The 20,476-nt window shown below is 40.4% G+C and carries 18 protein-coding genes; 17 read left to right on the forward strand and 1 reads right to left on the reverse strand.

Annotation, left to right across the window (positions count from 1 at the left end):
* Window positions 1-280: 280 nt before the first annotated feature.
* The 10 genes from ftsE to IEX12_RS17080 all read left to right on the forward strand — a co-directional run bounded on the left by ftsE (window position 281) and on the right by IEX12_RS17080 (window position 10,566).
* A complete protein-coding gene (gene ftsE, locus IEX12_RS17035; protein WP_088052962.1) occupies window positions 281-967 on the forward strand; it encodes a cell division ATP-binding protein FtsE in 687 nt (228 codons plus the stop codon).
* Window positions 957-1,856: a permease-like cell division protein FtsX gene (gene ftsX / locus IEX12_RS17040; RefSeq protein WP_088052963.1), complete on the forward strand. Its 900-nt coding sequence runs from the start codon at window positions 957-959 to the stop codon at window positions 1,854-1,856. Before ftsE ends, ftsX begins: the two co-directional genes overlap by 11 nt.
* A gap of 110 nt (window positions 1,857-1,966) precedes the next feature.
* The gene (locus IEX12_RS17045) at window positions 1,967-3,325 is read left to right on the forward strand and encodes a murein hydrolase activator EnvC family protein (RefSeq protein ID WP_088052964.1); all 1,359 of its coding nucleotides are present in this window, start codon (window positions 1,967-1,969) and stop codon (window positions 3,323-3,325) included.
* A 184-nt stretch (window positions 3,326-3,509) separates the two neighbouring features.
* Window positions 3,510-4,967, forward strand: a complete 1,458-nt coding sequence (locus IEX12_RS17050) for a S41 family peptidase (RefSeq protein WP_188725561.1) — start codon at window positions 3,510-3,512, stop codon at window positions 4,965-4,967.
* A 146-nt stretch (window positions 4,968-5,113) separates the two neighbouring features.
* Complete coding sequence (locus IEX12_RS17055) at window positions 5,114-6,328, forward strand: PDZ domain-containing protein (protein ID WP_088052965.1); 1,215 nt, start codon at window positions 5,114-5,116, stop codon at window positions 6,326-6,328.
* 36 nt (window positions 6,329-6,364) lie between these two features.
* On the forward strand, window positions 6,365-6,685 hold the full coding sequence (locus tag IEX12_RS17060) for a hypothetical protein (RefSeq protein WP_088052966.1): 321 nt from the start codon (window positions 6,365-6,367) through the stop codon (window positions 6,683-6,685).
* 246 nt (window positions 6,686-6,931) lie between these two features.
* The gene (locus IEX12_RS17065; protein WP_235000483.1) at window positions 6,932-7,456 is read left to right on the forward strand and encodes a cupredoxin domain-containing protein; all 525 of its coding nucleotides are present in this window, start codon (window positions 6,932-6,934) and stop codon (window positions 7,454-7,456) included.
* Window positions 7,457-7,479: 23 nt separating this feature from the next.
* Window positions 7,480-8,961 carry a cbb3-type cytochrome c oxidase subunit I gene (locus IEX12_RS17070; RefSeq protein WP_088052967.1) on the forward strand — a complete coding sequence of 494 codons (1,482 nt, stop codon included), beginning with the start codon at window positions 7,480-7,482 and terminating at the stop codon, window positions 8,959-8,961.
* 23 nt (window positions 8,962-8,984) lie between these two features.
* Window positions 8,985-9,548: a hypothetical protein gene (locus tag IEX12_RS17075; RefSeq protein WP_188725562.1), complete on the forward strand. Its 564-nt coding sequence runs from the start codon at window positions 8,985-8,987 to the stop codon at window positions 9,546-9,548.
* A 478-nt stretch (window positions 9,549-10,026) separates the two neighbouring features.
* Window positions 10,027-10,566, forward strand: a complete 540-nt coding sequence (locus IEX12_RS17080) for a YkoP family protein (protein WP_102414932.1) — start codon at window positions 10,027-10,029, stop codon at window positions 10,564-10,566.
* 173 nt (window positions 10,567-10,739) lie between these two features.
* Here the strand turns inward: IEX12_RS17080 and IEX12_RS17085 are convergent, their stop codons facing one another.
* A complete protein-coding gene (locus tag IEX12_RS17085) occupies window positions 10,740-11,570 on the reverse strand; it encodes a metallophosphoesterase (protein ID WP_088052971.1) in 831 nt (276 codons plus the stop codon).
* 296 nt (window positions 11,571-11,866) lie between these two features.
* Between IEX12_RS17085 and IEX12_RS17090 the strand changes: the two genes are divergently transcribed.
* From IEX12_RS17090 to IEX12_RS17120, 7 genes are all read left to right on the forward strand, one after another.
* Window positions 11,867-12,991, forward strand: coding sequence for an MGDG synthase family glycosyltransferase (locus tag IEX12_RS17090; RefSeq protein ID WP_188725563.1), 1,125 nt, complete (start codon window positions 11,867-11,869; stop codon window positions 12,989-12,991).
* A 234-nt stretch (window positions 12,992-13,225) separates the two neighbouring features.
* A complete protein-coding gene (uvrB, locus tag IEX12_RS17095) occupies window positions 13,226-15,211 on the forward strand; it encodes an excinuclease ABC subunit UvrB (protein WP_088052973.1) in 1,986 nt (661 codons plus the stop codon).
* Between the two features lie 24 nt (window positions 15,212-15,235).
* Window positions 15,236-18,112 (forward strand): excinuclease ABC subunit UvrA, encoded by a 2,877-nt coding sequence (gene uvrA, locus IEX12_RS17100; RefSeq protein ID WP_102414935.1) that lies wholly within the window; start codon window positions 15,236-15,238, stop codon window positions 18,110-18,112.
* A gap of 457 nt (window positions 18,113-18,569) precedes the next feature.
* Entirely contained in the window at window positions 18,570-18,923 is a 354-nt protein-coding gene (locus IEX12_RS17105; RefSeq protein WP_188725564.1) for a YojF family protein, read from the forward strand.
* Between the two features lie 20 nt (window positions 18,924-18,943).
* On the forward strand, window positions 18,944-19,615 hold the full coding sequence (bshB2, locus tag IEX12_RS17110; protein WP_188725565.1) for a bacillithiol biosynthesis deacetylase BshB2: 672 nt from the start codon (window positions 18,944-18,946) through the stop codon (window positions 19,613-19,615).
* Window positions 19,616-19,767: 152 nt separating this feature from the next.
* Complete coding sequence (locus tag IEX12_RS17115; protein ID WP_088052978.1) at window positions 19,768-19,965, forward strand: PspC domain-containing protein; 198 nt, start codon at window positions 19,768-19,770, stop codon at window positions 19,963-19,965.
* Complete coding sequence (locus IEX12_RS17120; RefSeq protein WP_088052979.1) at window positions 19,965-20,321, forward strand: phage holin family protein; 357 nt, start codon at window positions 19,965-19,967, stop codon at window positions 20,319-20,321. Before IEX12_RS17115 ends, IEX12_RS17120 begins: the two co-directional genes overlap by 1 nt.
* Window positions 20,322-20,476: the final 155 nt, after the last annotated feature.

Raw genomic sequence — 20,476 nt, forward strand, 5'->3', positions numbered from 1 at the left:
AAAAATATTTAAAAAAATAAAATAAAAATAGCCCCTAAGGCGTTGAGCTTCAACGTTTTGGGACAACATTGTTTGATATTCAACTGCAAAACTACGGTAAAAAAATTACAGCATTTGAAATGAAAATGTAATATTATTTTGTCTAAAAATCCTGTTGAAAAATGTTATACTATAGGAGTGTTAATCAAATAAATATGAATAAAAGTGAGATATTGTTTTTATTTATACGAAGCTTCGACATCTTAGAGTACACAACAATAAATTAAAAGGTGATTCAAATATGATAACAATGAAAGATGTTTCAAAAACATATCCGAACGGTGTGACAGCACTTAGTGGTGTCAATATAAGGATTGAACAAGGTGAATTTGTTTACATAGTCGGACCAAGCGGAGCAGGTAAATCAACCTTTGTCAGGCTGATGTACCGGGAAGTAAAAGCATCTAAAGGGTCAATTATTATTAATAATACGGATATGCAACGGTTAAAAGAAAGAAAAGTTCCCTTTTTAAGGCGCAATATTGGCGTTATTTTTCAGGATTTTAAGTTGCTGCCGAAACTATCAGTCTATGAAAATATTGCTTTTGCATTAGAGGTTATTGAAGAATCACCTCGTATGATACGTAAACGGGTAATGGAGGTTCTGGAACTTGTAGGACTGAAAAGTAAAGCCCGGTCTATCCCTGACGAATTATCAGGCGGGGAACAGCAGCGCGTTTCCATTGCCCGGGCAATAGTGAATCATCCGAAAATTGTTATTGCGGATGAACCAACAGGAAATCTGGACCCTGATACATCATGGGGAATTATGCGGATCTTTGAAGAAATCAACTCCAGAGGTACGACCGTTATCATGGCCACACACAGCAAAGAAATTGTCAATACAATTAAAAAACGTGTTATTGCAGTAGAGGACGGGTTAATTGTAAGGGACGAGCAACGAGGTGAATACGGCTATGAAATTTAGAACATTAAAGCGCCACTTTCGTGAGGGCATAAAGAATATTTTTCGTAATGGCTGGATGACGGTTGCCTCAATCGGAGCCGTTACAACAACTTTGATTTTAGTTGGTGTGTTTCTTGCTCTGATGCTTAATCTGAATAAAATGGCAGACAACATTGAAGATGATGTTGAAATAAATGTATTGATCGACCTTACTGCAAAAGAAGATCAGATTAAGCAATTAGGTGACAACATTGAAAAAATGGATGAAGTTGATAAAGTTGAGTTTTCGTCAAAGGATGAACAATTGGAAGGCTTGGTCAAAAGCATGGGGAAGGAAGGGGATTCATGGCAATTATTTGAACAGGATAACCCGCTGAACCATGTATTTATTGTTAAAACAAAAGACCCGCTGGACACAATCGACGTGGCGAACGATATTGCCGATTTTGATAATGTTCAGGAAGTTAATTACGGAAAAGATGTCGTCAATCGATTATTTCAATTTAATCAATATGCGCGCAATATCGGGCTTGTATTAATTGCTGGTTTGGTATTTACTGCGATTTTCCTTATTTCGAATACGATCAAACTGACAATCATGGCGCGAAGTAAGGAAATAGGCATCATGAAATTGGTTGGTGCAACAAACGGATTTATCCGCTGGCCGTTTTTCGTGGAAGGAATGCTTCTTGGAATATTCGGTTCGATCATTCCGATTGCAGCAATTCTCGGTGGTTACTATTACTTGGAAAATAATCTTAGTGAAAGATTTAACCTTAAATTTAGTTTTGTTGAATTATTGCCGTTTAACCCATTTGCCTGGCAATTATCACTCATTATTCTCGTAATTGGTGGATTGATTGGTATTTGGGGAAGTGTGATGAGTGTCCGCAAATTCTTGAAAGTTTAATAGAGGTCCTTCAAAAAGTTGCCAAATGCAAAGCGGTAAACAAAGATTTGGCAGCTTTTTGAAAAAACATAATCCAGAGAAATATTTACAACAGGAGAAGGAGATGCGAGATGAAACGAACAGCCTCATACATACTTGTCGGGTTCCTGTGTGCAGGGACAAGTTTTGCAAGCTTCAGTCATGTTGAAGCAAAGTCAATGGACGATGTAAATGATCAGATCAATCAGTTGGAAAAGGAAAAGGACCAATTAAAAGAAAAACAGGGCGAGGTTACCAATAAAAAAAGTGCTGCCGAACAGAAGATTGATAAAAATTTGTCGAAACAGGATAATGTGGAAAGTCAAATAAAGGGGATAGACCAAAAACTTTCCGATACCAAAAATAAGATCCAGAAAAAGGAAGACGAAATTAAGTCAACAAACGATGAAATTGAGCAATTGAAAGCAAAAATTGAACAGTTAAAGGAAGAAATTAAGGAATTACAAAAAAGCATCAAAGAGCGGGAAAACTTACTTAAGGAACGCCTCCGTGCAATCCAGAAAAGTGGGGGAAGCATGAAGTATATGGAGGTTATACTTGGCTCTCAAAGCTTTGGTGATTTTGTCAGCAGATCATCGGCTGTGAACACCATCATGGATTCTGATAAAAGTATAATGGAAGAACTGGAAGCAGACAAAAGAGCTATGGAAGCGAAAAAAGCTGAAGTACAGGAAAATAAAAAAGAAGTAGAAACCAAAAAAGCTGCATTAGAGAATCAAAAGAAAGAATTGGAGTCACTAAAAGGCCAATTGGATGAACAAGCAGCTGAAAAAGAAAAACTAAAGGCTCAATTGGAAGAAGAACATGAGCATCTGGAAGATTATAAAGTATCCTTGGAAGATGAACAGGAAATTTTACGTGCTCAAGCAGAAGCAACCAGCAAAGCAATAGAACTGGCAAAACAAAAGCAAAACGAGTTGGAACAAAAAGCTAAGGAACAAGCTGCAAAGGCAAGGAGTAATCAAACAAGCTCTAGTTCTTCAGCGCCTCCAACACTCAACAGTTCAAATGGGGGTGCCATGTTTAGCTTCCCTGTTTCCGGACCGATTACTTCAGGGTACGGAAGCCGCTGGGGGACTCTACATGCAGGTATTGATTTTGGTGTAGGAGTTGGAACAGCGGTTTCAGCCGCAGCACCGGGTGTTGTTATTTCTACTAACACGGAATATGATGGTATGATGAATGGCTATGGCAATGTTATACTGGTAGCTCATTCAATTGACGGTGTAACGTATACTACCCTTTATGCACATTTAAGCAGTATTTCAGTTTCGGCTGGACAAAGCGTAAGCAAGGGGCAAACGATTGGAGCTTCAGGTAATACTGGAAATTCAACAGGTCCACATTTACATTTTGAAATCCATAAAGGTGGTTGGAATGCAGCTAAGAGTAATTCAGTAAATCCATTGCAATCACCGTATCTCTACTAACATTTTAATGATATTTGCATTTTTAAAGCATAAAATATATTATTAAAGGCATCGCACATTACGGTGTGATGCCTTTTCCTATAAACTTTGAATCAAAACGTATTGATGGAAATAACTTCTCTTTTACTTGACATATGGGAACAGGAACCACCAATCAGAAAAAAATAAAAATTGGGGTGAAATGATGAAATTCAAAAAACAGTATATTTTTATTTTGATTGCGGCACTTGTTCTAGGTTTTGCTGGTGGTTTTGCTGGCGTTAAGTTAGCACAGCCGGATCAGGCGGAGCAAGACCACAAAGCGGACATTGATTTGCCTTTGGACAAGGATAATGAGGAAATGGAACAACCTAAAAATATGGATAAAGTTGTCCAAGCCTTCAATTTAATTAAAAAGCATTATTTAAAGGATGTTAAGGATCAGGAGCTGATTGAGGGTGCTGTAAAAGGGATGTTAGGCACATTGGATGACCCTTACAGTACATATATGGATGCTGAAACAATGGAACAATTCAATGAAACAATTGAATCATCCTTTGAAGGGATCGGTGCGGAGGTAAGTATGGTTAATGGAAAAGTTACCATCATTGCACCAATCAAAGATTCTCCGGCCGAAGAGGCAGGATTGCGGCCAAATGATCAAATTTTAAAAGTTGATAAGGAAAGTGTTGAGGGATTGGAACTGTACGAGGCTGTTGAAAAGATTCGTGGGAAAAAAGGTTCCAAAGTTGTTTTACAAGTGCAGCGTCCAGGCGTTTCAGAGCCATTTGATGTTACGATCAAACGAGACGATATTCCGGTAGAAACAGTTTATTCCAAAGAAAAAGAAATTGACGGTAAAAAGACTGGTATCCTCGAAATTACTACGTTTTCTGAGAATACAGCAACGGAATTCAAGGAGCAATTAACAAAGCTTGAGGAAGATGGAATAGAAGGATTAGTCATTGATGTGCGAGGCAATCCAGGAGGTCTCTTTAATGCCGTGGAAGATATTTTAAAATTGTTTATTACAAAAGATGTGCCATATGTTCAGATTGAAGACCAAAACGGAGAGAAGACACCATATTATTCGGATTTAAAGGAGAAGAAGGATTATCCGGTCAGTGTTGTCATTGATGAAGGAAGTGCGTCGGCTTCGGAAATTCTTGCTGTAGCAATGAAAGAAGCCGGGTATGATATCGTTGGGACGAAGAGCTTTGGTAAGGGTACGGTACAGCAAGCTGTTCCCATGGGTGATGGCAGCACAATTAAGTTAACATTTTATAAGTGGCTTTCGCCTGAAGGAAATTGGATTCATGAAAAAGGGGTAGAACCGACAATTAAAGTAAAACAAGCCGATTACTTTTATTCGAATCCTGTTCAAATAGATAAGCAGCTAACCTATAATCATACAGGTGATAATATAAAAAACATTCAGATCATGCTACTTGGATTAGGTTATGAACCTGGGCGAAAGGATGGTTATTTTAACAAAGAAACCGAAAAAGCCGTTAAGCAATTTCAGCAGGATAATGATTTACAAGCAACAGGCAAGATTGACAAGGAAACAGCCGGATTGATTGAAGCACAAATTGTTGATCATATTCGCAGTGGCGATGATGATCAGCAAATGGCTAAAGCGCTGGAAGAACTATATAAATAAACAAATCCGCGGGGAAACTCGCGGATTGGTTGTGTTTCGGAAGTAATATCGTGGTAAAATAGGAATTACGGATACGAATAGCAGGAACTAGCTCGCTATATCCCGAATATAAGAAGTGGATATTTAGCTGCTGGAAGGTGATCATATTGATAGAAGCATGGTTAATGGAATTGGCAAAAGGGATTGGCAAGCTATTTTTAAATCCATTATTGTATTGGGCAATTATTATAGTTGTCTTAAGTGGTATGGCCAGAATCAAAAAGGAACGAATGAACTTTGGAACTAAAGTGTTCGATGTGTTTTCAGAATGTAAAAATACATGGCTTGTTTCGCTTGTTACAGGGATTAGTCTGTCAGTGCTTGTTTTGGGTATCGGGATTGCTTTTTCGTATGAAACTATATTCTTGTTAAGCATTGTTACTATTGTACTCGGTCTTGGTTTAAGATTGAACCTTCTTTCGCCAAGCTATACCATTGGATTTACTTACTTTTTATTATTATTTATCCCATACTTTTTGGAGAAGCAAACGTATATTAATCTTGATACAGACCTGCTTACAGAAGCTAACTTTACCGGGTTGGTTATATTGTTGGGCCTGTTGCTACTTGTAGAGGCTGTGTTAGTATTGCGGGTCAAACGAAATGAGTCATTTCCCGATTTGGTTTTGGGGAATCGCGGGAAATGGGTTGGCCAGCATCATATAAAGAAATTGAGTGTCATTCCATTTTTTGTCTTGGTGCCGTCTGGATTAATAACAACATTTGCCCCTTTTTGGCCGTATTTTTCATTAGGTGGGGATACATACAGTTTGCTGCTGGTTCCATTTCTGCTTGGCTTTGATCATGTGGTTAGAGGACATGCACCATACCAGGTTAGGAGAAAATTGGCCAATTCAATCGGTACGCTTGGTGTGCTGGTTTTATTATTCGCTGCCGGAAGTGTGTTTGTTTCCTGGCTTTCACTAGCTGCCGTTATTATTGCTGTTTTAGGCAGGGAGTATATCGGTTATCGGCATCGGATTCATGATAAGGAAAACATACCCTATTTTCATGGATCCGGAAAGGGATTGAAAGTACTGGCTATTATTCCGGATACACCTGCAGATCGATTAGGCATTCTTATCGGTGAAACAATTCATAAGGTCAATGGCAAAAAGGTAAATGATGTAGCCGAATTTTATCATGCATTACAAGCAAGTGGCGCATTTTTCAAGCTGGAGGTTGTGGATGATTCTGGTGAGGTTCGTTTCATAAAGAGTGCACTCTATCAGGGAGATCATCATGAATTAGGCATTGTGTTTACGAAAGAGAAGTACCGGAACGGTGAACGCAAATGGAAAGAAAAGGCTGAATTGAATTGACATCAGGGCGGTGGAACAACACCCAGAGAGCTGAGCATGTTTACGACATCGACAGGAACCGCTAGAATATCGACCGGAAATGCAAGGATATCGTCAGGAAATATGAGACATCGACCGGAACCGCAGGAATATCGTCCAGAAATGCAGAGCATCAACCGGAATTGCGAGAACATCGACTGGATAGCCGGAACATCAACTGGAATGCCGGCAGATCGACAGGAACCGCGCACAAATCAAATGGAATGTGTGCACATCGTCCAGAATCACGTCCGCATTGCCTGGTATCACGGGAATATCGTCCAAAACCGGGCGGAACATCATCCCGTACCACAAGTCTCAGACATAACTAAAAGATAAAGTTACACTTTAAACGTGTATCTTTATCTTTTTTTGTTGTTCGCCTATTAACCCGATTAACACCGTATTCACAGTGTAAACTATAATAATAGAAAAACTCCTTAAATTCAAAAAAATAAATGGTTTTTAGTGATTTGGATCACTAGATAAAGCGATAAAATTTTATATGATATAGCCGATCACTGCTATATTTATAGGACTTTTTAATTGGAAACGCAAAAATTGAATGATGAAGGAGGTTTTACGGTGAGTGTTCAAACCGTGGCATGGGTAACAACATTGTTTTTTATGATGGTTATTGTAATGGTTTTTGGTATTGTTGCACTTAAATCGAGGGAGCGGAGGCCATATGAGCCTATTAAAAAGAAATGGTATGAGGCGCGGAATTTTTATGGTACAGCATTGGTCGTTTTTATGCTGGCCGTAACGATTTATACATTAAGGGAGTTACCGTACGACATACCAGTGTATGGGGAAGAAAACGAACCGACAGTAGTTGAGGTAGAGGCGATACAGTTTGCATTCAAGATGAGTAAAACGGAATTTGCGGCTGGAGAACCGATTGAATTCCATGTAACAAGTAGTGACGTGAATCACGGATTTGGAATTTATGATGAAAATATGACCTTAATTGCCCAAACCCAAGCAATGCCGGATTACACGAACAAAGTGTATATCACCTTTGACAAACCAGGGGCATATCAGGTGCTCTGCTTGGAGTATTGCGGTCTGGCGCATCATGCTATGGTTCAGAAATTTGAAGTCAACTAGTCAAATAGACGGAGGTGTTAAACATGAATGTAAATCAAGTAGCTGAAAAAACGCGGAATAATCAAGTTGTTACCTATCTGGCAATCAGTGGAATTATTGTTATTGCCATGATGATCTTTGGGATTTTGATGCTCCTGCAGCAAGGTGGTGTTATTAATTTGCCACCGGCTACATTCTATCAGTTTCTGACGATACATGGAACAGGAATGATAGGGGTTGCTGCATTAGCTGCCGCTGCAATCATGTGGTATTTTCTAAATAAATATGTAACATTATCTCAAAAAATATTGAGGATAAATTTAGCTTTATTTTTAATTGGTGTCGTAATGGTTATCATTGGTGTTTTTTCCTTCGAATATGCCAGCGCATGGACGTTCTTATATCCGCTGCCGGCTCTGTCAGCAAATGCATGGGGAACGATTGGAGCATTGCTATATCTTGGCGGAATGCTCGTTTTGGGAATTGGGTTTTTGCTCTTCTATCTTGATGCCGGCCGGGCAATTATTAAAAAATATGGCAGTCTGGGCAAAGGACTTGGCTGGGATGTAATTGCTGGCAAAAAGGCTGAACAAGACGCACCGCCCGGGGCTGTTGTGGCAAGTACAATGGTGACAATTGTAAACACGACCGCAATTACAGCTGGTGCGGTTGTACTGATAATGAATATTATTAATGTGATCAATCCAAGTTTTACCTTTGATCCATTACTTGCTAAAAACCTGACATATGCATTCGGACACATTTTTGCCAATGCGGTTATATACATGGCTGTGATTGCTGTATATGAAATCTTGCAGAAATATACGGATCGGCCATGGAAGTCGAGTAAATCATTTTTGGTTGCCTGGACAATGTCGACTGTATTTACGTTAATTATCTATACACACCATTTGCTGATGGATTCCGTTATGCCAAAATGGACATTGATTATGGCGCAGGTTCTATCATATTCGAATGGTTTGCCTGTATTGGTTGTTACAGCGTATGGTGCTTTAATGATCGTATATAAGTCAGGGATTAAGTGGGACATGGCGTCAGGGTTAACGTACGTCGCGATGTTCGGCTGGGTGCTTGGGGTTGTGCCAGCAATTATTGATGCAACAATTGTTGTCAACCATGTGATGCATAATACAAAATGGGTACCAGGTCATTTTCATATGTATATGGGACTCGGTGCGCTTGCGATGATATTCGGATTTATGTATTATGTGGCAAAAGTTGAATGTAATATGCGAATAAATATGCTTGATAAAATGGCGTTTGTTATCTATATACTGGGCATTATGGGGGTAAGCGGATCATTCCTCGTTTCTGGAGCTATTAGTACACCAAGACGCTGGGCCACACATTTCCCGGATTGGATAGGACCAGCACAATTTGGTGCCGTTTCCGGAATCTGTTTGGTCATGGCTGTTTCCATTTTTGTCTGGCATTTTGTGCGTTTTCTAATGAATCGAAATACATTGAATGCTGGCAGCGACTTTAGTAAGAAAAAACTTGCATGATTTAAAAAAAGGGGGAGCCGATAATGAAGCAGGCAGGAATTGGCCTTAGCTTGTATGGGTTGTTAATGATCCCACCTGTTGTTCATTTTTTAGAATCGGTTATGCTGTTCCATATGCTCGTCCAGCTGCCATTACTGATTGTGGCAGGTTGGCTGATGGGCGGAATTTTTATTGGGAAATTCATCAATTTTTTTACAAAATGGAATGCGAGTGGCATCCCAGGTATCTTGTTGTTCATTATTATTACCATGTATTGGATGCTCCCCCGTGTATTAGATGAGGCAGTCAGCCTTTGGTATATGGAGCTGTTCAAATTTATAAGTCTCCCCTTTTTAGCGGGATTGTGTTTACGGGATAGCTGGTGCAAGCTAAAAATAGTCGGTAAAAGTTTTGTTTATTTAAATTACTTGCCAATGTTCGGACTAATGGCATGGCTATACATCGATACACCAATTCAAATATGTAACAATTACTTGGAAGATCAGCAAAAAGTGCTCGGATGGGGATTTTTATTTATCACAATTTGCATGATCATTTATATACTGCAGCAAGTATTTTCAGACCAATCGGAAACCCCGAATCATTAGATTGGTTTTACGAATGCAGCTAGATCATTTTGGATTAAAAATGGAGCGAAAAGGGCACCGATGTTTTTATCGGAATGATCGCTTATATTACCGATATTGAAAAAGGGTAAACGTACAAAGCTTGACATTATTATCAAGAAAAACATGACGCGTTTTTTTGGCAGCCAAGAATATTCCCTCACTACTACATACCTTCAAAGTACTCCCTCCTTGTACGTGAATAGAAATGGTTTGATTGTACTGTATCCGGCTTCGGCCCCAAAACGTTTTAAGGCCATGATCTTAAAATAAATGTTATCAAAATTCCAGGAATCAAACTATCTTTTTAAAATTAAATGCCATTTCCCGCGGGATTTAAAGGCTGCCAAAAAGTAGTGATCGATTTGGTGACATTTTGAACATCCTCTAAAAAATTCCTTTGATATTTTCTTTCCTTTAAAACAAACTATTGATGATGGAATGGAGAAAGGACAGGAAAATGAAAAGTCATTTACTAAGTATGTGGAATGTACTGGATCCCCTTTATTTTCGTTTTACCCGCTTACAATATGTAATGGATCAAAATAAAAAGAAAACACTGTTTCGTGTCAGGCTTACGCGATATAAAGGCAAACCGGTAATACTTCAAGATGGGACAGAAATCAATAAGAATGATGTATTACTTAAAATTCATTTGCACAATGTAAAGATGCTGCATGAATTAAAGCAAGTTAATGGTGATATCAAGCGTGGTGTGTATGTCTATCATATGATTAAACGTTCCTTACCAATACTGGATAGTTATGTCAGACTTCATTGGAAAGCAAATGAAATTAAAGGAATAATCGGAATTACAACATTATATCGAGGTGCTGAACGACTTGGGTTTGAAATTTTTCCGATCAGCAACCCCTATTACATGCTGTATAAAAAATGGACATTTGTACCAATTAACTTTTTAGCAAATGCAGTTTGTCATCATAATCCTGTATATTTGTTTATGTCAAAAGATAAATTATCCCACCTTAACGATCAGTAAGCCCCCTATCATATGCCTATGGATTTCTATAAAGTGTACCGGGGGGCAACTGGCCGTAAAGATTCGATCATAGGAACAAAGACTAAGAACGTCACATCCTTATGCCTTCGTCCTTGTGCCCCACATCGAGTGGGCCTAATGCTAACATTCCGTGGGGAAAAGCGTCCACTTTATTAAAGCGGGGTATCTGACTGAATGGCAATATTATGGAAGGTGATTTCCGGTCTGCTGCCAATGCGGATATTAATTCCGGTTTGACCTAGCCCTTCGCTAATGTAATAAGGCATATTATCTTGTTTGTGCAGTCCTTTAATAATGTGCTGACGTGCAAGTTTTCCCATTTTTGCCAGATGGTATGCTTTAGGGTAGCAGATTTGTCCTCCATGAAAATGCCCCGCCATCAAATAATCAAATTTGTGGTTATCCATATCCAATACTACAGTTGGGTCATGGGTTAAAATGATATTTGTACCTTTTTGAACACGGTGAAATGCTAACGGGACGTCGCTTCGGCCGGTGCTATAATCATCAATTCCAATGATGTTGATCGTACTGCCGTTCACTTCGATTGTTTCACTGGCATTTTGCAATACGTGACAATCATACGCTTCCAGCAGGTTTTTCAGATCGTTTAAATCTTCATCCTTCAGAACGTAATCATGATTGCCAAATACCGCATAAATTCCGTGTCTGGGCTGCAACTCCTTCAGTACTTTCAAATATGGCTTCAGCTTCGGAATACTACGCTTACGATCTAAAAAGTCACCAGTCAAGGCGATGATATCAATAGTTTCATGACGCAATTTTTCTGACAACAGGAGGGGACTCAACGAAATATTTTCCAAATGCATATCGGAAAGATGCAGGATTGATAATGGCTGGTTTTGATTCGTTTGCTCCGTGCCGATTGAAATTTTATTTATGGTAATCTCTTTCGTGTTTTTATAAGCTTTATAAAATAAAATAATTATCGCCATAACAAGCACAATAAGAATAAACAACATTGTATAAACTCCTCTCCAATGGCAATTATAACATGCCAGTGACAATGGTTTTACAGGTAATTGATGGGATTAAAGTGCGTGTTCAAAAAAGAGGATAAAAAGGACCAAGGCCGGCTAAGGTCGCCATGTCCTGTTGCAACGCCGACACTAGCACGTCCAGTAGTCGCAGTTCGAGGCGGCGAAGTTTCGAGCAGCGGGCTTGAACAGGACGTGTCGGTACTTAGTCGAAGATTCCCTATCTCGATGTGTCATTTTTACCGGACTTTTTGAACAACCCCTTAAATGGAGATGATCGAATGAGCCAAACGGTAAAAGCTTTATTTTTACCATTTATGCAACTGCCAACCGGACATCATCATGTTGCAGACGCATTAATCCAGGAACTGGCGAAATGTGAGCGAAACATGAACTGCGACAAGGTTGATATTTTATCCTATAGCTACGGAAAAATGGAGCGCGTGGTCTCGTCCTCTTATTTAACATGGATTAAATTATTTCCAAATGTTTATAATCGCCTTTACCAGTACGTTGCATATAATAAGAGCCAGCAAACCGGTCATTATTTTCTCTATGAAGGACTGTTCTCACATTTTTTAAGGCGGCTAATCAACGAAAAAGACCCAGCGATCATTTTTTGCACCCATGCACTTCCCTCTTACATTGCCAGCAGATTAAAAAGGAAAAAACAGCTTAATAAAATGATCATTAATGTCTATACGGATTTTTTCGTTAATCGGGTTTGGGGGTTGGAAGAAATCGATTATCATTTTGTACCGACCGTTCATGTAAAAAAATTTTTAATGGAAAGAGGCGTTAGCAAGGAACGTATTTTCATAACAGGTATTCCGGTTCACCCAGCCGTTACCAGGCAGGGAAAACAGCGGCCTCTATCCGATAAGCGTGCCGTACTGGTTACGGGGGGAAGTTTAGGAGTTGGGGCAATTGGGCAGATACTTGCCAGCTCAGCAAATGTAAACCGGATTCACTATCATGTGCTTTGCGGTAAAAATGATAGCCTGTACAAACAATTGCTTCGCCAGAACAGACCGAACGTAACCCCATATTCTTATATTACCAGCAAGGATGAAATGAACGATCTGTACGACAAGGTGGATGCAGTTGTCACCAAGCCGGGCGGGGTAACGATTAGTGAAAGCTTGCAAAAGTATAAACCGATTTTTATTTACAATCCTTTACCGGGTCAGGAACAAATCAATGCCAGGCTCCTGGAAAAGCAAGGATTGATTATATCCAGCACAATAAATGAACTGGAGCGGGGGCTTAATCTTTTTTTTTCGGATAAACGTAAACAGGAAATACACAGAAGAAACATGAATGAGTATCATGATAACCTCATGAAGGAGCCAATTTATCAGATTATTGATAAGTGCTTACAAGCTGAATTATTTAAAAAACATTAGCCATTGGCTAATGTTTTTTAATTTGCTTTATTCCGCATGATTTTTTAGCCGAGCATTCGGGTACAATGGACAAAAGAGCACAATGCAAAATGCTCGAATACTTGTTCGGTTTATGTTAGAATAGATAATGGAAATTCCATAGTGGAGCTGAACATTCATTTTTTCCTGTGGAAGATTAGATTTCAAGTTAATTATGATATGATAGATTACAGACGAAAGAACGGAGGCTGGCTTGTGGAAAAACAGTTTGAACTAGTTGCTAACTATGAACCTGAAGGGGATCAACCCAAAGCAATTAAGGAATTAGTTGAAAAAGTGCTGGCTGGTCAGCGGCATCAGACACTGCTTGGTGCAACAGGTACCGGGAAGACATTTACCGTATCAAACGTTGTGAAGGAAATAAATCGGCCGACACTTGTCATTGCCCATAACAAAACATTGGCCGGACAGCTGTATAGTGAGTTTAAGGAATACTTCCCGAACAATGCTGTTGAATATTTTGTCAGTTATTACGATTATTATCAGCCAGAAGCATATGTACCATCAACGGATACGTTCATTGAAAAAGATGCAAGTATCAATGATGAGATAGATAAATTAAGGCACTCGGCAACCTCGGCGTTATTTGAGCGGAATGATGTATTGATCGTTGCCAGTGTATCTTGTATTTACGGGTTAGGTTCACCAGAGGAATATGGAAGTCAGGTTTTATCATTACGGATGGGCATGGAAAAAGACCGTGACCAGCTGTTACGCGAATTAGTCGGTATCCAATATGCCAGAAATGATATTGATTTCCAGCGTGGTACGTTTCGTGTGCGCGGGGACTCGGTTGAGATTATTCCGGCATCACATGAGGAGCATTGTATGCGGGTCGAGTTTTTCGGTGATGAAATCGATCGGATTCGGGAAGTAGATGCATTGACTGGTGAAATAATTGGCGATCGGGAGCATGTAGCGATATTTCCGGCATCCCACTTCGTTACCCGTGAAGAAAAATTGAAAATTGCAATAGAAAATATAAGAAAGGAATTGGCAGAACGACTAAAAGAGCTGCGTGATGAGAATAAATTATTAGAGGCACAGCGCTTGGAGCAACGAACTAATTATGATATTGAAATGATGGAGGAAATGGGCTTTTGTTCTGGAATCGAGAACTATTCCAGACATTTGGCGTTTCGTGAAGCAGGCTCGACACCATATACATTGCTGGACTATTTCCCGGATGACTTTTTGGTAGTTATCGATGAATCACACGTTACACTGCCGCAAATCAGAGGAATGTATAATGGGGACAGGGCAAGGAAGCAAGTTTTAGTTGATCATGGATTCCGGCTGCCCTCTGCACTTGATAACCGCCCATTAAAATTTGCCGAGTTTGAAAAACAAACAAACCAGCTTATTTATGTCTCGGCAACTCCCGGGCCTTATGAAATGGAACACTCACCTGAAGTGACCGAGCAAATCATCCGGCCAACAGGGCTATTGGATCCAGAAATTGATGTAAGGCCGATTAAAGGTCAAATTGATGATCTAATTGGTGAAATTAATAAACGAACCGAGCGAAACGAACGTGTACTTGTGACAACATTAACGAAAAAAATGTCTGAGGACCTGACTGACTATTTGAAAGAAATTGGCATAAAGGTTGCCTATTTGCATTCGGAAATCAAGACGTTGGAACGGATTGAAATTATTCGCGACTTGCGTATCGGTAAATACGATGTACTGGTCGGGATTAACTTGTTGCGTGAAGGACTTGATATACCTGAAGTTTCGCTTGTAGCGATATTGGATGCAGATAAAGAAGGATTTTTGCGGTCAGAGCGTTCCCTGATCCAAACGATGGGCCGGGCAGCGCGAAATGAAAACGGCGAGGTTATTATGTATGCTGACAACATAACCCATTCAATGCAGGTAGCGATTGAGGAAACGAATCGCCGCCGGGAAAAACAAATAGCATATAATGAAGCACATCACATCACACCAACGACGATCAGGAAAGATGTTCGCGATGTGATTAAAGTTACCGTTGCCGCAGAAGATCAGGAGGTTTATGAAGAAAAGGGAACGAACGTGGCGAAACTGCCGAAGAAAGAAAAGCTAAAATTAATCGAGAATATGGAAAAAGAAATGAAAGATGCAGCAAAAGCGCTTGATTTTGAAAAAGCTGCTGAGCTGCGTGATATTATACTTGAGCTTAAAGCTGATGTTTCATAATTACTGCGGAAGGATGACCGTTTCATGCCTAGTAAAGCAATACAAATTAAAGGTGCCAGAGCACATAATTTAAAGAATATTGATATTACCATTCCAAAGAATAAACTTGTTGTTCTGACCGGCTTATCCGGATCAGGGAAGTCATCACTAGCCTTTGATACGATCTATGCAGAAGGGCAGCGCCGCTATGTTGAATCGCTATCTGCCTACGCCCGTCAGTTTTTAGGGCAAATGGATAAGCCGGATGTCGATACGATTGAAGGGTTATCACCAGCGATCTCCATCGATCAGAAAACGACGAGCAGAAATCCGCGTTCAACCGTTGGAACGGTTACGGAAATTTATGATTATTTGCGGCTGCTTTTTGCCCGGGTCGGCCATCCAACCTGTCCGAGACATGGGATTGAAATCAGTTCACAAACGGTTCAGCAAATGGTCGATCGTATTTTGGAATATCCCGAACGTACAAAACTGCAAATCCTTGCGCCGGTTGTTTCCGGACGCAAAGGTGAACATGTAAAAACGCTGGAGAAATTAAAGCAGGAAGGATATGTACGAATTCGTGTTGATAAGGAAATGCGGGAAGTAACGGAAGAAATAACACTGGAAAAAAACAAAAAGCACTCAATCGAGGTTGTTGTGGATCGGATTGTAGTAAAGGACGGGATTGCCGGGCGGCTTAGTGATTCGATCGAAACCGCTTTGGAGCTTGGGGAAGGTAACTTAATCGTTGATGTAATCGGAGAAGAAGAACTGAAATTCAGTGAAAACCACGCCTGTCCAATTTGCGGATTTTCGATTAGTGAATTGGAACCGCGTTTATTTTCATTTAACAGTCCGTACGGTGCATGTCCAACATGTGACGGATTGGGAACTAAACTGGAGGTTGACATTGATCTGGTGATTCCTGACTGGGATAAAACACTGAATGAACATGCGATTGCAGCATGGGAGCCGATTAGCTCGCAATACTATCCACAGCTGTTAAAAAGTGTTTGTACACACTATGGAATTGATATGGATGTACCTGTAAAAAAACTGCCGAAAAAACAAATGGATATCATTTTAAACGGGAGCGGGAAAGAGAAAATTCATTTTCATTATGTGAATGATTTCGGCAATGTCCGGGATAACCAGATCATGTTCGAAGGTGTCTTAAACAATATAGCAAGACGATATCGCGAAACATCATCAGACTTTATCCGGGAAACATTGGAAAAATATATGGCGCAGAAAAATTGTCCGACGTGTGATGGCTACCGGTTAAAAGAAGAAGCACGTGCAGTTTTGGTTAATGGGCTGCATATTAGCCAGGTGACCGATTTTTCCATAACCGAGGCAAACCACTTTTTTAGCCATCTGGAACTAAGCGAAAAAGAAGAACAAATTGCCAGAATGATTTTAAAGGAAATCGGCAATCGGCTTACCTTCCTTAACAATGTTGGACTGGACTATTTAACCTTGTCACGGGCAGCTGGGACATTATCAGGTGGTGAGGCACAGCGGATCCGGTTGGCGACACAAATCGGCTCGGCGTTAACTGGTGTATTATATGTTCTGGACGAGCCATCCATTGGCTTGCATCAGCGTGATAACGATCGGTTAATCAGCACCTTGAAACAGATGCGCGATTTGGACAATACATTAATCGTTGTGGAGCATGATGAGGATACGATGCTTGCTGCCGATTGGCTGATCGATATTGGCCCTGGTGCAGGAGAACATGGTGGTTCGATCGTTGCCAGTGGGACACCTGAAAAAGTAATGAAGAATAAGCATTCCCTTACCGGTAACTATCTATCGGGTGAAAAATTTGTCTCTTTACCTGTAAAGCGCCGTAAACCGACGAAAAAGAAAATTGAGGTCGTCGGTGCGGAAGAAAACAATTTAAAAAATGTTACGGCTAAATTTCCAATCGGCTTAATGACAGTTGTCACGGGTGTTTCCGGTTCAGGCAAAAGTACGTTAGTAAATGAAATTTTGTATAAATCATTGGCAAAACAGCTCTACAAGGGCAAACACAAACCAGGTAAACATAAGAAAATTAATGGCATTACGAACATTGAGAAGGTAATCGACATTGATCAATCACCAATCGGCCGGACACCAAGGTCAAATCCGGCAACCTATACGGGTGTGTTTGACGATATTCGCGATGTTTTTGCCCAAACGAATGAAGCAAAAATTCGGGGCTACAAAAAAGGCCGGTTCAGTTTCAATGTGAAAGGCGGACGTTGTGAGGCATGTCGTGGCGACGGCATAATTAAAATTGAAATGCACTTTTTGCCTGATGTGTATGTTCCATGTGAAGTGTGTCACGGAAAACGCTATAACCGGGAAACACTAGAGGTAAAATATAAAGGGAAAAGTATTGCCGATGTGCTCGATATGACGATTGAAGAAGCATTGGATTTCTTTGCCAACATTCCTAAAATCAAACGCAAATTGCAAACGATCTATGATGTCGGATTAGGCTATATAAAACTTGGTCAGCCGGCTACTACACTATCTGGTGGGGAGGCACAACGGGTGAAGCTGGCCAGTGAACTGCATCGCCGGTCAAACGGCAAGTCCTTCTATATTTTGGATGAACCGACAACTGGACTTCATGTCGATGATATAAAACGGTTACTCAGTGTCTTGCAGCGGCTAGTCGATAATGGTGACACGGTATTGATCATTGAACATAATCTTGATGTCATTAAAACTGCCGATCATATCATTGATCTCGGTCCTGAGGGCGGGGATCGCGGTGGACAGATTATTGCAACCGGAACTCCCGAGAAAATAGCAGAAACAGAAGGATCCTATACCGGACATTACTTGAAACCAATCCTGGAACGTGACCGGAAGCGGATGGAAGAGGTACTTGTGGAAAAAGAGAAGGTGGGGACGAAGTGATAGAAGAGGATGTTCAAAAAGTCACCAAATGATAAGCGGCGAACTCTAGAGTTGGCGGAAGGGGATCTTCTGCTAAAACCGCCCACGACAATCGCCAACAGCAGAAGTCAGCACGTCCTGTGCAAGCCCGCTCCTCATGTACCTGAGATAAGGAACTTCTACTAAAACCGCCCACGTCCTGTGGGCAACGCAGAAGTCACCACATCCTGTGGAAGCCCGGTGCCGGGAGCTACGCCGCCTCGACCTTCAAGACTCGATTCGGCGACTTTTTGAACACGCACTAGAAAGGTAGTAAGCCTGCTCGAGGGTTTGCTGCCTTTTTGTATTTTTGTGAAAAGCAGCTTGGCAGCGTTATGCTGATTCTCGCTCGACAGGGTAATCCAGTAGTCAAATATTTTGACGCATTCCTTCCATTTCGGTAATGTAAAAGAGGAGGTTGTATGAGAGGAGCAAACAGATGAAACCAATAGAAATGGAAGCTGTACAACAGCATTTGGAACGTTTTATAGATAAGGAAGTTTATGTTCATTTAGAAACAACGAACGGTGCTTATGCAAGCCATGTTAATAGTGAAGCGTACAATGTTGGCGCGTATATTCGTAATGCTAAAGTGAAATTTTCGCAAGCAAGGATTGTTGGTGACGGAAAATCTTATCGAGCCGGATTAAAAATGGAATTTGGCTGGATTTACGCGGAAGGATTGAGCGATTGGACGATCCATGGGGACAATCAATTGTTACTCGCCGGTCATGACCGGGAAGGACGTTTAATGGTTTCCCTGCAGTTAAGTGAAGCACCATTCCGTTATTAACTTTTGAGAGGATGATAGACATGGAAAAACATGTTGTTGTAATCTATCCGCATCCAGATGATGAGTCATTTGGTGCTGCCGGTACGATAACAAAATTTCGTAAACAAGGTGTGTCTGTTACATATTTGTGCGGAACACTAGGTGAAATGGGTCGTAACATGGGATCACCGACATTTGCCAATCGGGAAACATTACCGGAAATCCGCAAAGAAGAGCTGATCAACGCCTGTAAAGCACTTGATATCGATTTACGTATGCTCGGCTATCGTGATAAAACACTTGAATTCGAAGACCGGCAGACGGTAGCAGAACACTTGAAAGATATTTTGGAAGAAATTGAACCAAGTCTGGTGATTACCCATTACCCTGACTATGCCGTACACCCCGATCATAATGCACTAGGCGCTGCAGCTGTTGAGGCAGTCCGGCACATGGATGAAACAAAACGGCCGGTAGTGTGGGCGCAGGCAATTTCCAACAATTTTCCTGATGTACTTGGAAAACCGGATATTGTAAATGATGTTAGAGATATTTTCGATAAAAAAATGGCTGCCATATCGGCACATAAATCACAGGCAAACGGCGTGCTTGGTCAATTCCAGCAAAACCCCAAAAATAAAGCAGAAATCCTGGAAGGCGCTAAAAAAGCGTTAGGCAAAGAGCGATTTTATATTTGGGATTATGATAAATAGCTTCCTAAAACAACAACATCCCTTGCCAAAGGAAAATGGCAGGGGATTTTCAAAAAATGAAGCTTTTCATGTTCCGGGAACGTATACATAAGAGTAGAATGTTTATAAAAGTTCAATCAAAGGGAAAATAAAAGGAACCAGGAGGGGTTCGAATGCCAAAACGTTTAACCAGATCAATCAAGGATCGTAAAGTTGCCGGAGTTTTAGGAGGTATTGCCGAGTACTTTAATATAGATGCCACGATAGTAAGGCTGATATTTGTGATTGTATTAATTCCAAGTTTGTTTACATTATCACTGATTTACCTGGTCGCGACGATTATTATACCAAATGAGGGTGAGGTGTATTAATGTTTCTGAGATGGTTTTTATCGATTTTCTTAAATGCAGTCGCATTAATTGCCGTAGCACAGCTGTTTGATTCCTTTTACCTTGAAGGATTCGGGACGGCACTGCTAGCCAGTTTCATCTTATCTATTCTAAATGTTATCGTGAAACCAATCTTAATCGTGTTAACATTGCCGATTACGGTGTTCTCGCTCGGTTTGTTTTTGTTTGTCATTAATGCGATTACATTAATGATTACGCAGGGGGTAATGGATTCCTCATTTGTTATTAATGGATTCGGTACAGCTATCATTGCCTCTATCGTTATTTCTATACTAAATCTTTTATTGAATCAGCTTGTAAAAGATACGATGAGATAAGCTCCAATTTTATACGATATTCGTAATCGCAGGTACGTGCCCTGCGTTTTTTTTAAAAGTAAAGAAAATTTATAATTTTTAGCGATATTAATTCATGATCAAGAATGGCCATGTCCAGCTCCAGCGCCCAGCGGCTAGTGTGCAACACCCGCCTC

It is taken from the genome of Lentibacillus populi, from assembly GCA_014642895.1.
GTDB classification, from domain to species: domain Bacteria; phylum Bacillota; class Bacilli; order Bacillales; family Amphibacillaceae; genus Lentibacillus_C; species Lentibacillus_C populi.

Bases quoted from the DNA above. Each gene is read 5' to 3' on its own strand.
- ftsE (WP_088052962.1), top strand. From the start codon at position 281: ATGATAACAATGAAAGATGTTTCAAAAACATATCCGAACGGTGTGACA.
- ftsX (WP_088052963.1), top strand. From the start codon at position 957: ATGAAATTTAGAACATTAAAGCGCCACTTTCGTGAGGGCATAAAGAAT.
- IEX12_RS17045 (WP_088052964.1), top strand. From the start codon at position 1,967: ATGAAACGAACAGCCTCATACATACTTGTCGGGTTCCTGTGTGCAGGG.
- IEX12_RS17050 (WP_188725561.1), top strand. From the start codon at position 3,510: ATGAAATTCAAAAAACAGTATATTTTTATTTTGATTGCGGCACTTGTT.
- IEX12_RS17060 (WP_088052966.1), top strand. From the start codon at position 6,365: ATGTTTACGACATCGACAGGAACCGCTAGAATATCGACCGGAAATGCA.
- IEX12_RS17070 (WP_088052967.1), top strand. From the start codon at position 7,480: ATGAATGTAAATCAAGTAGCTGAAAAAACGCGGAATAATCAAGTTGTT.
- IEX12_RS17075 (WP_188725562.1), top strand. From the start codon at position 8,985: ATGAAGCAGGCAGGAATTGGCCTTAGCTTGTATGGGTTGTTAATGATC.
- IEX12_RS17080 (WP_102414932.1), top strand. From the start codon at position 10,027: ATGAAAAGTCATTTACTAAGTATGTGGAATGTACTGGATCCCCTTTAT.
- IEX12_RS17085 (WP_088052971.1), bottom strand. From the start codon at position 11,570: ATGTTGTTTATTCTTATTGTGCTTGTTATGGCGATAATTATTTTATTT.
- IEX12_RS17090 (WP_188725563.1), top strand. From the start codon at position 11,867: ATGAGCCAAACGGTAAAAGCTTTATTTTTACCATTTATGCAACTGCCA.
- uvrA (WP_102414935.1), top strand. From the start codon at position 15,236: ATGCCTAGTAAAGCAATACAAATTAAAGGTGCCAGAGCACATAATTTA.
- IEX12_RS17105 (WP_188725564.1), top strand. From the start codon at position 18,570: ATGAAACCAATAGAAATGGAAGCTGTACAACAGCATTTGGAACGTTTT.
- bshB2 (WP_188725565.1), top strand. From the start codon at position 18,944: ATGGAAAAACATGTTGTTGTAATCTATCCGCATCCAGATGATGAGTCA.
- IEX12_RS17115 (WP_088052978.1), top strand. From the start codon at position 19,768: ATGCCAAAACGTTTAACCAGATCAATCAAGGATCGTAAAGTTGCCGGA.
- IEX12_RS17120 (WP_088052979.1), top strand. From the start codon at position 19,965: ATGTTTCTGAGATGGTTTTTATCGATTTTCTTAAATGCAGTCGCATTA.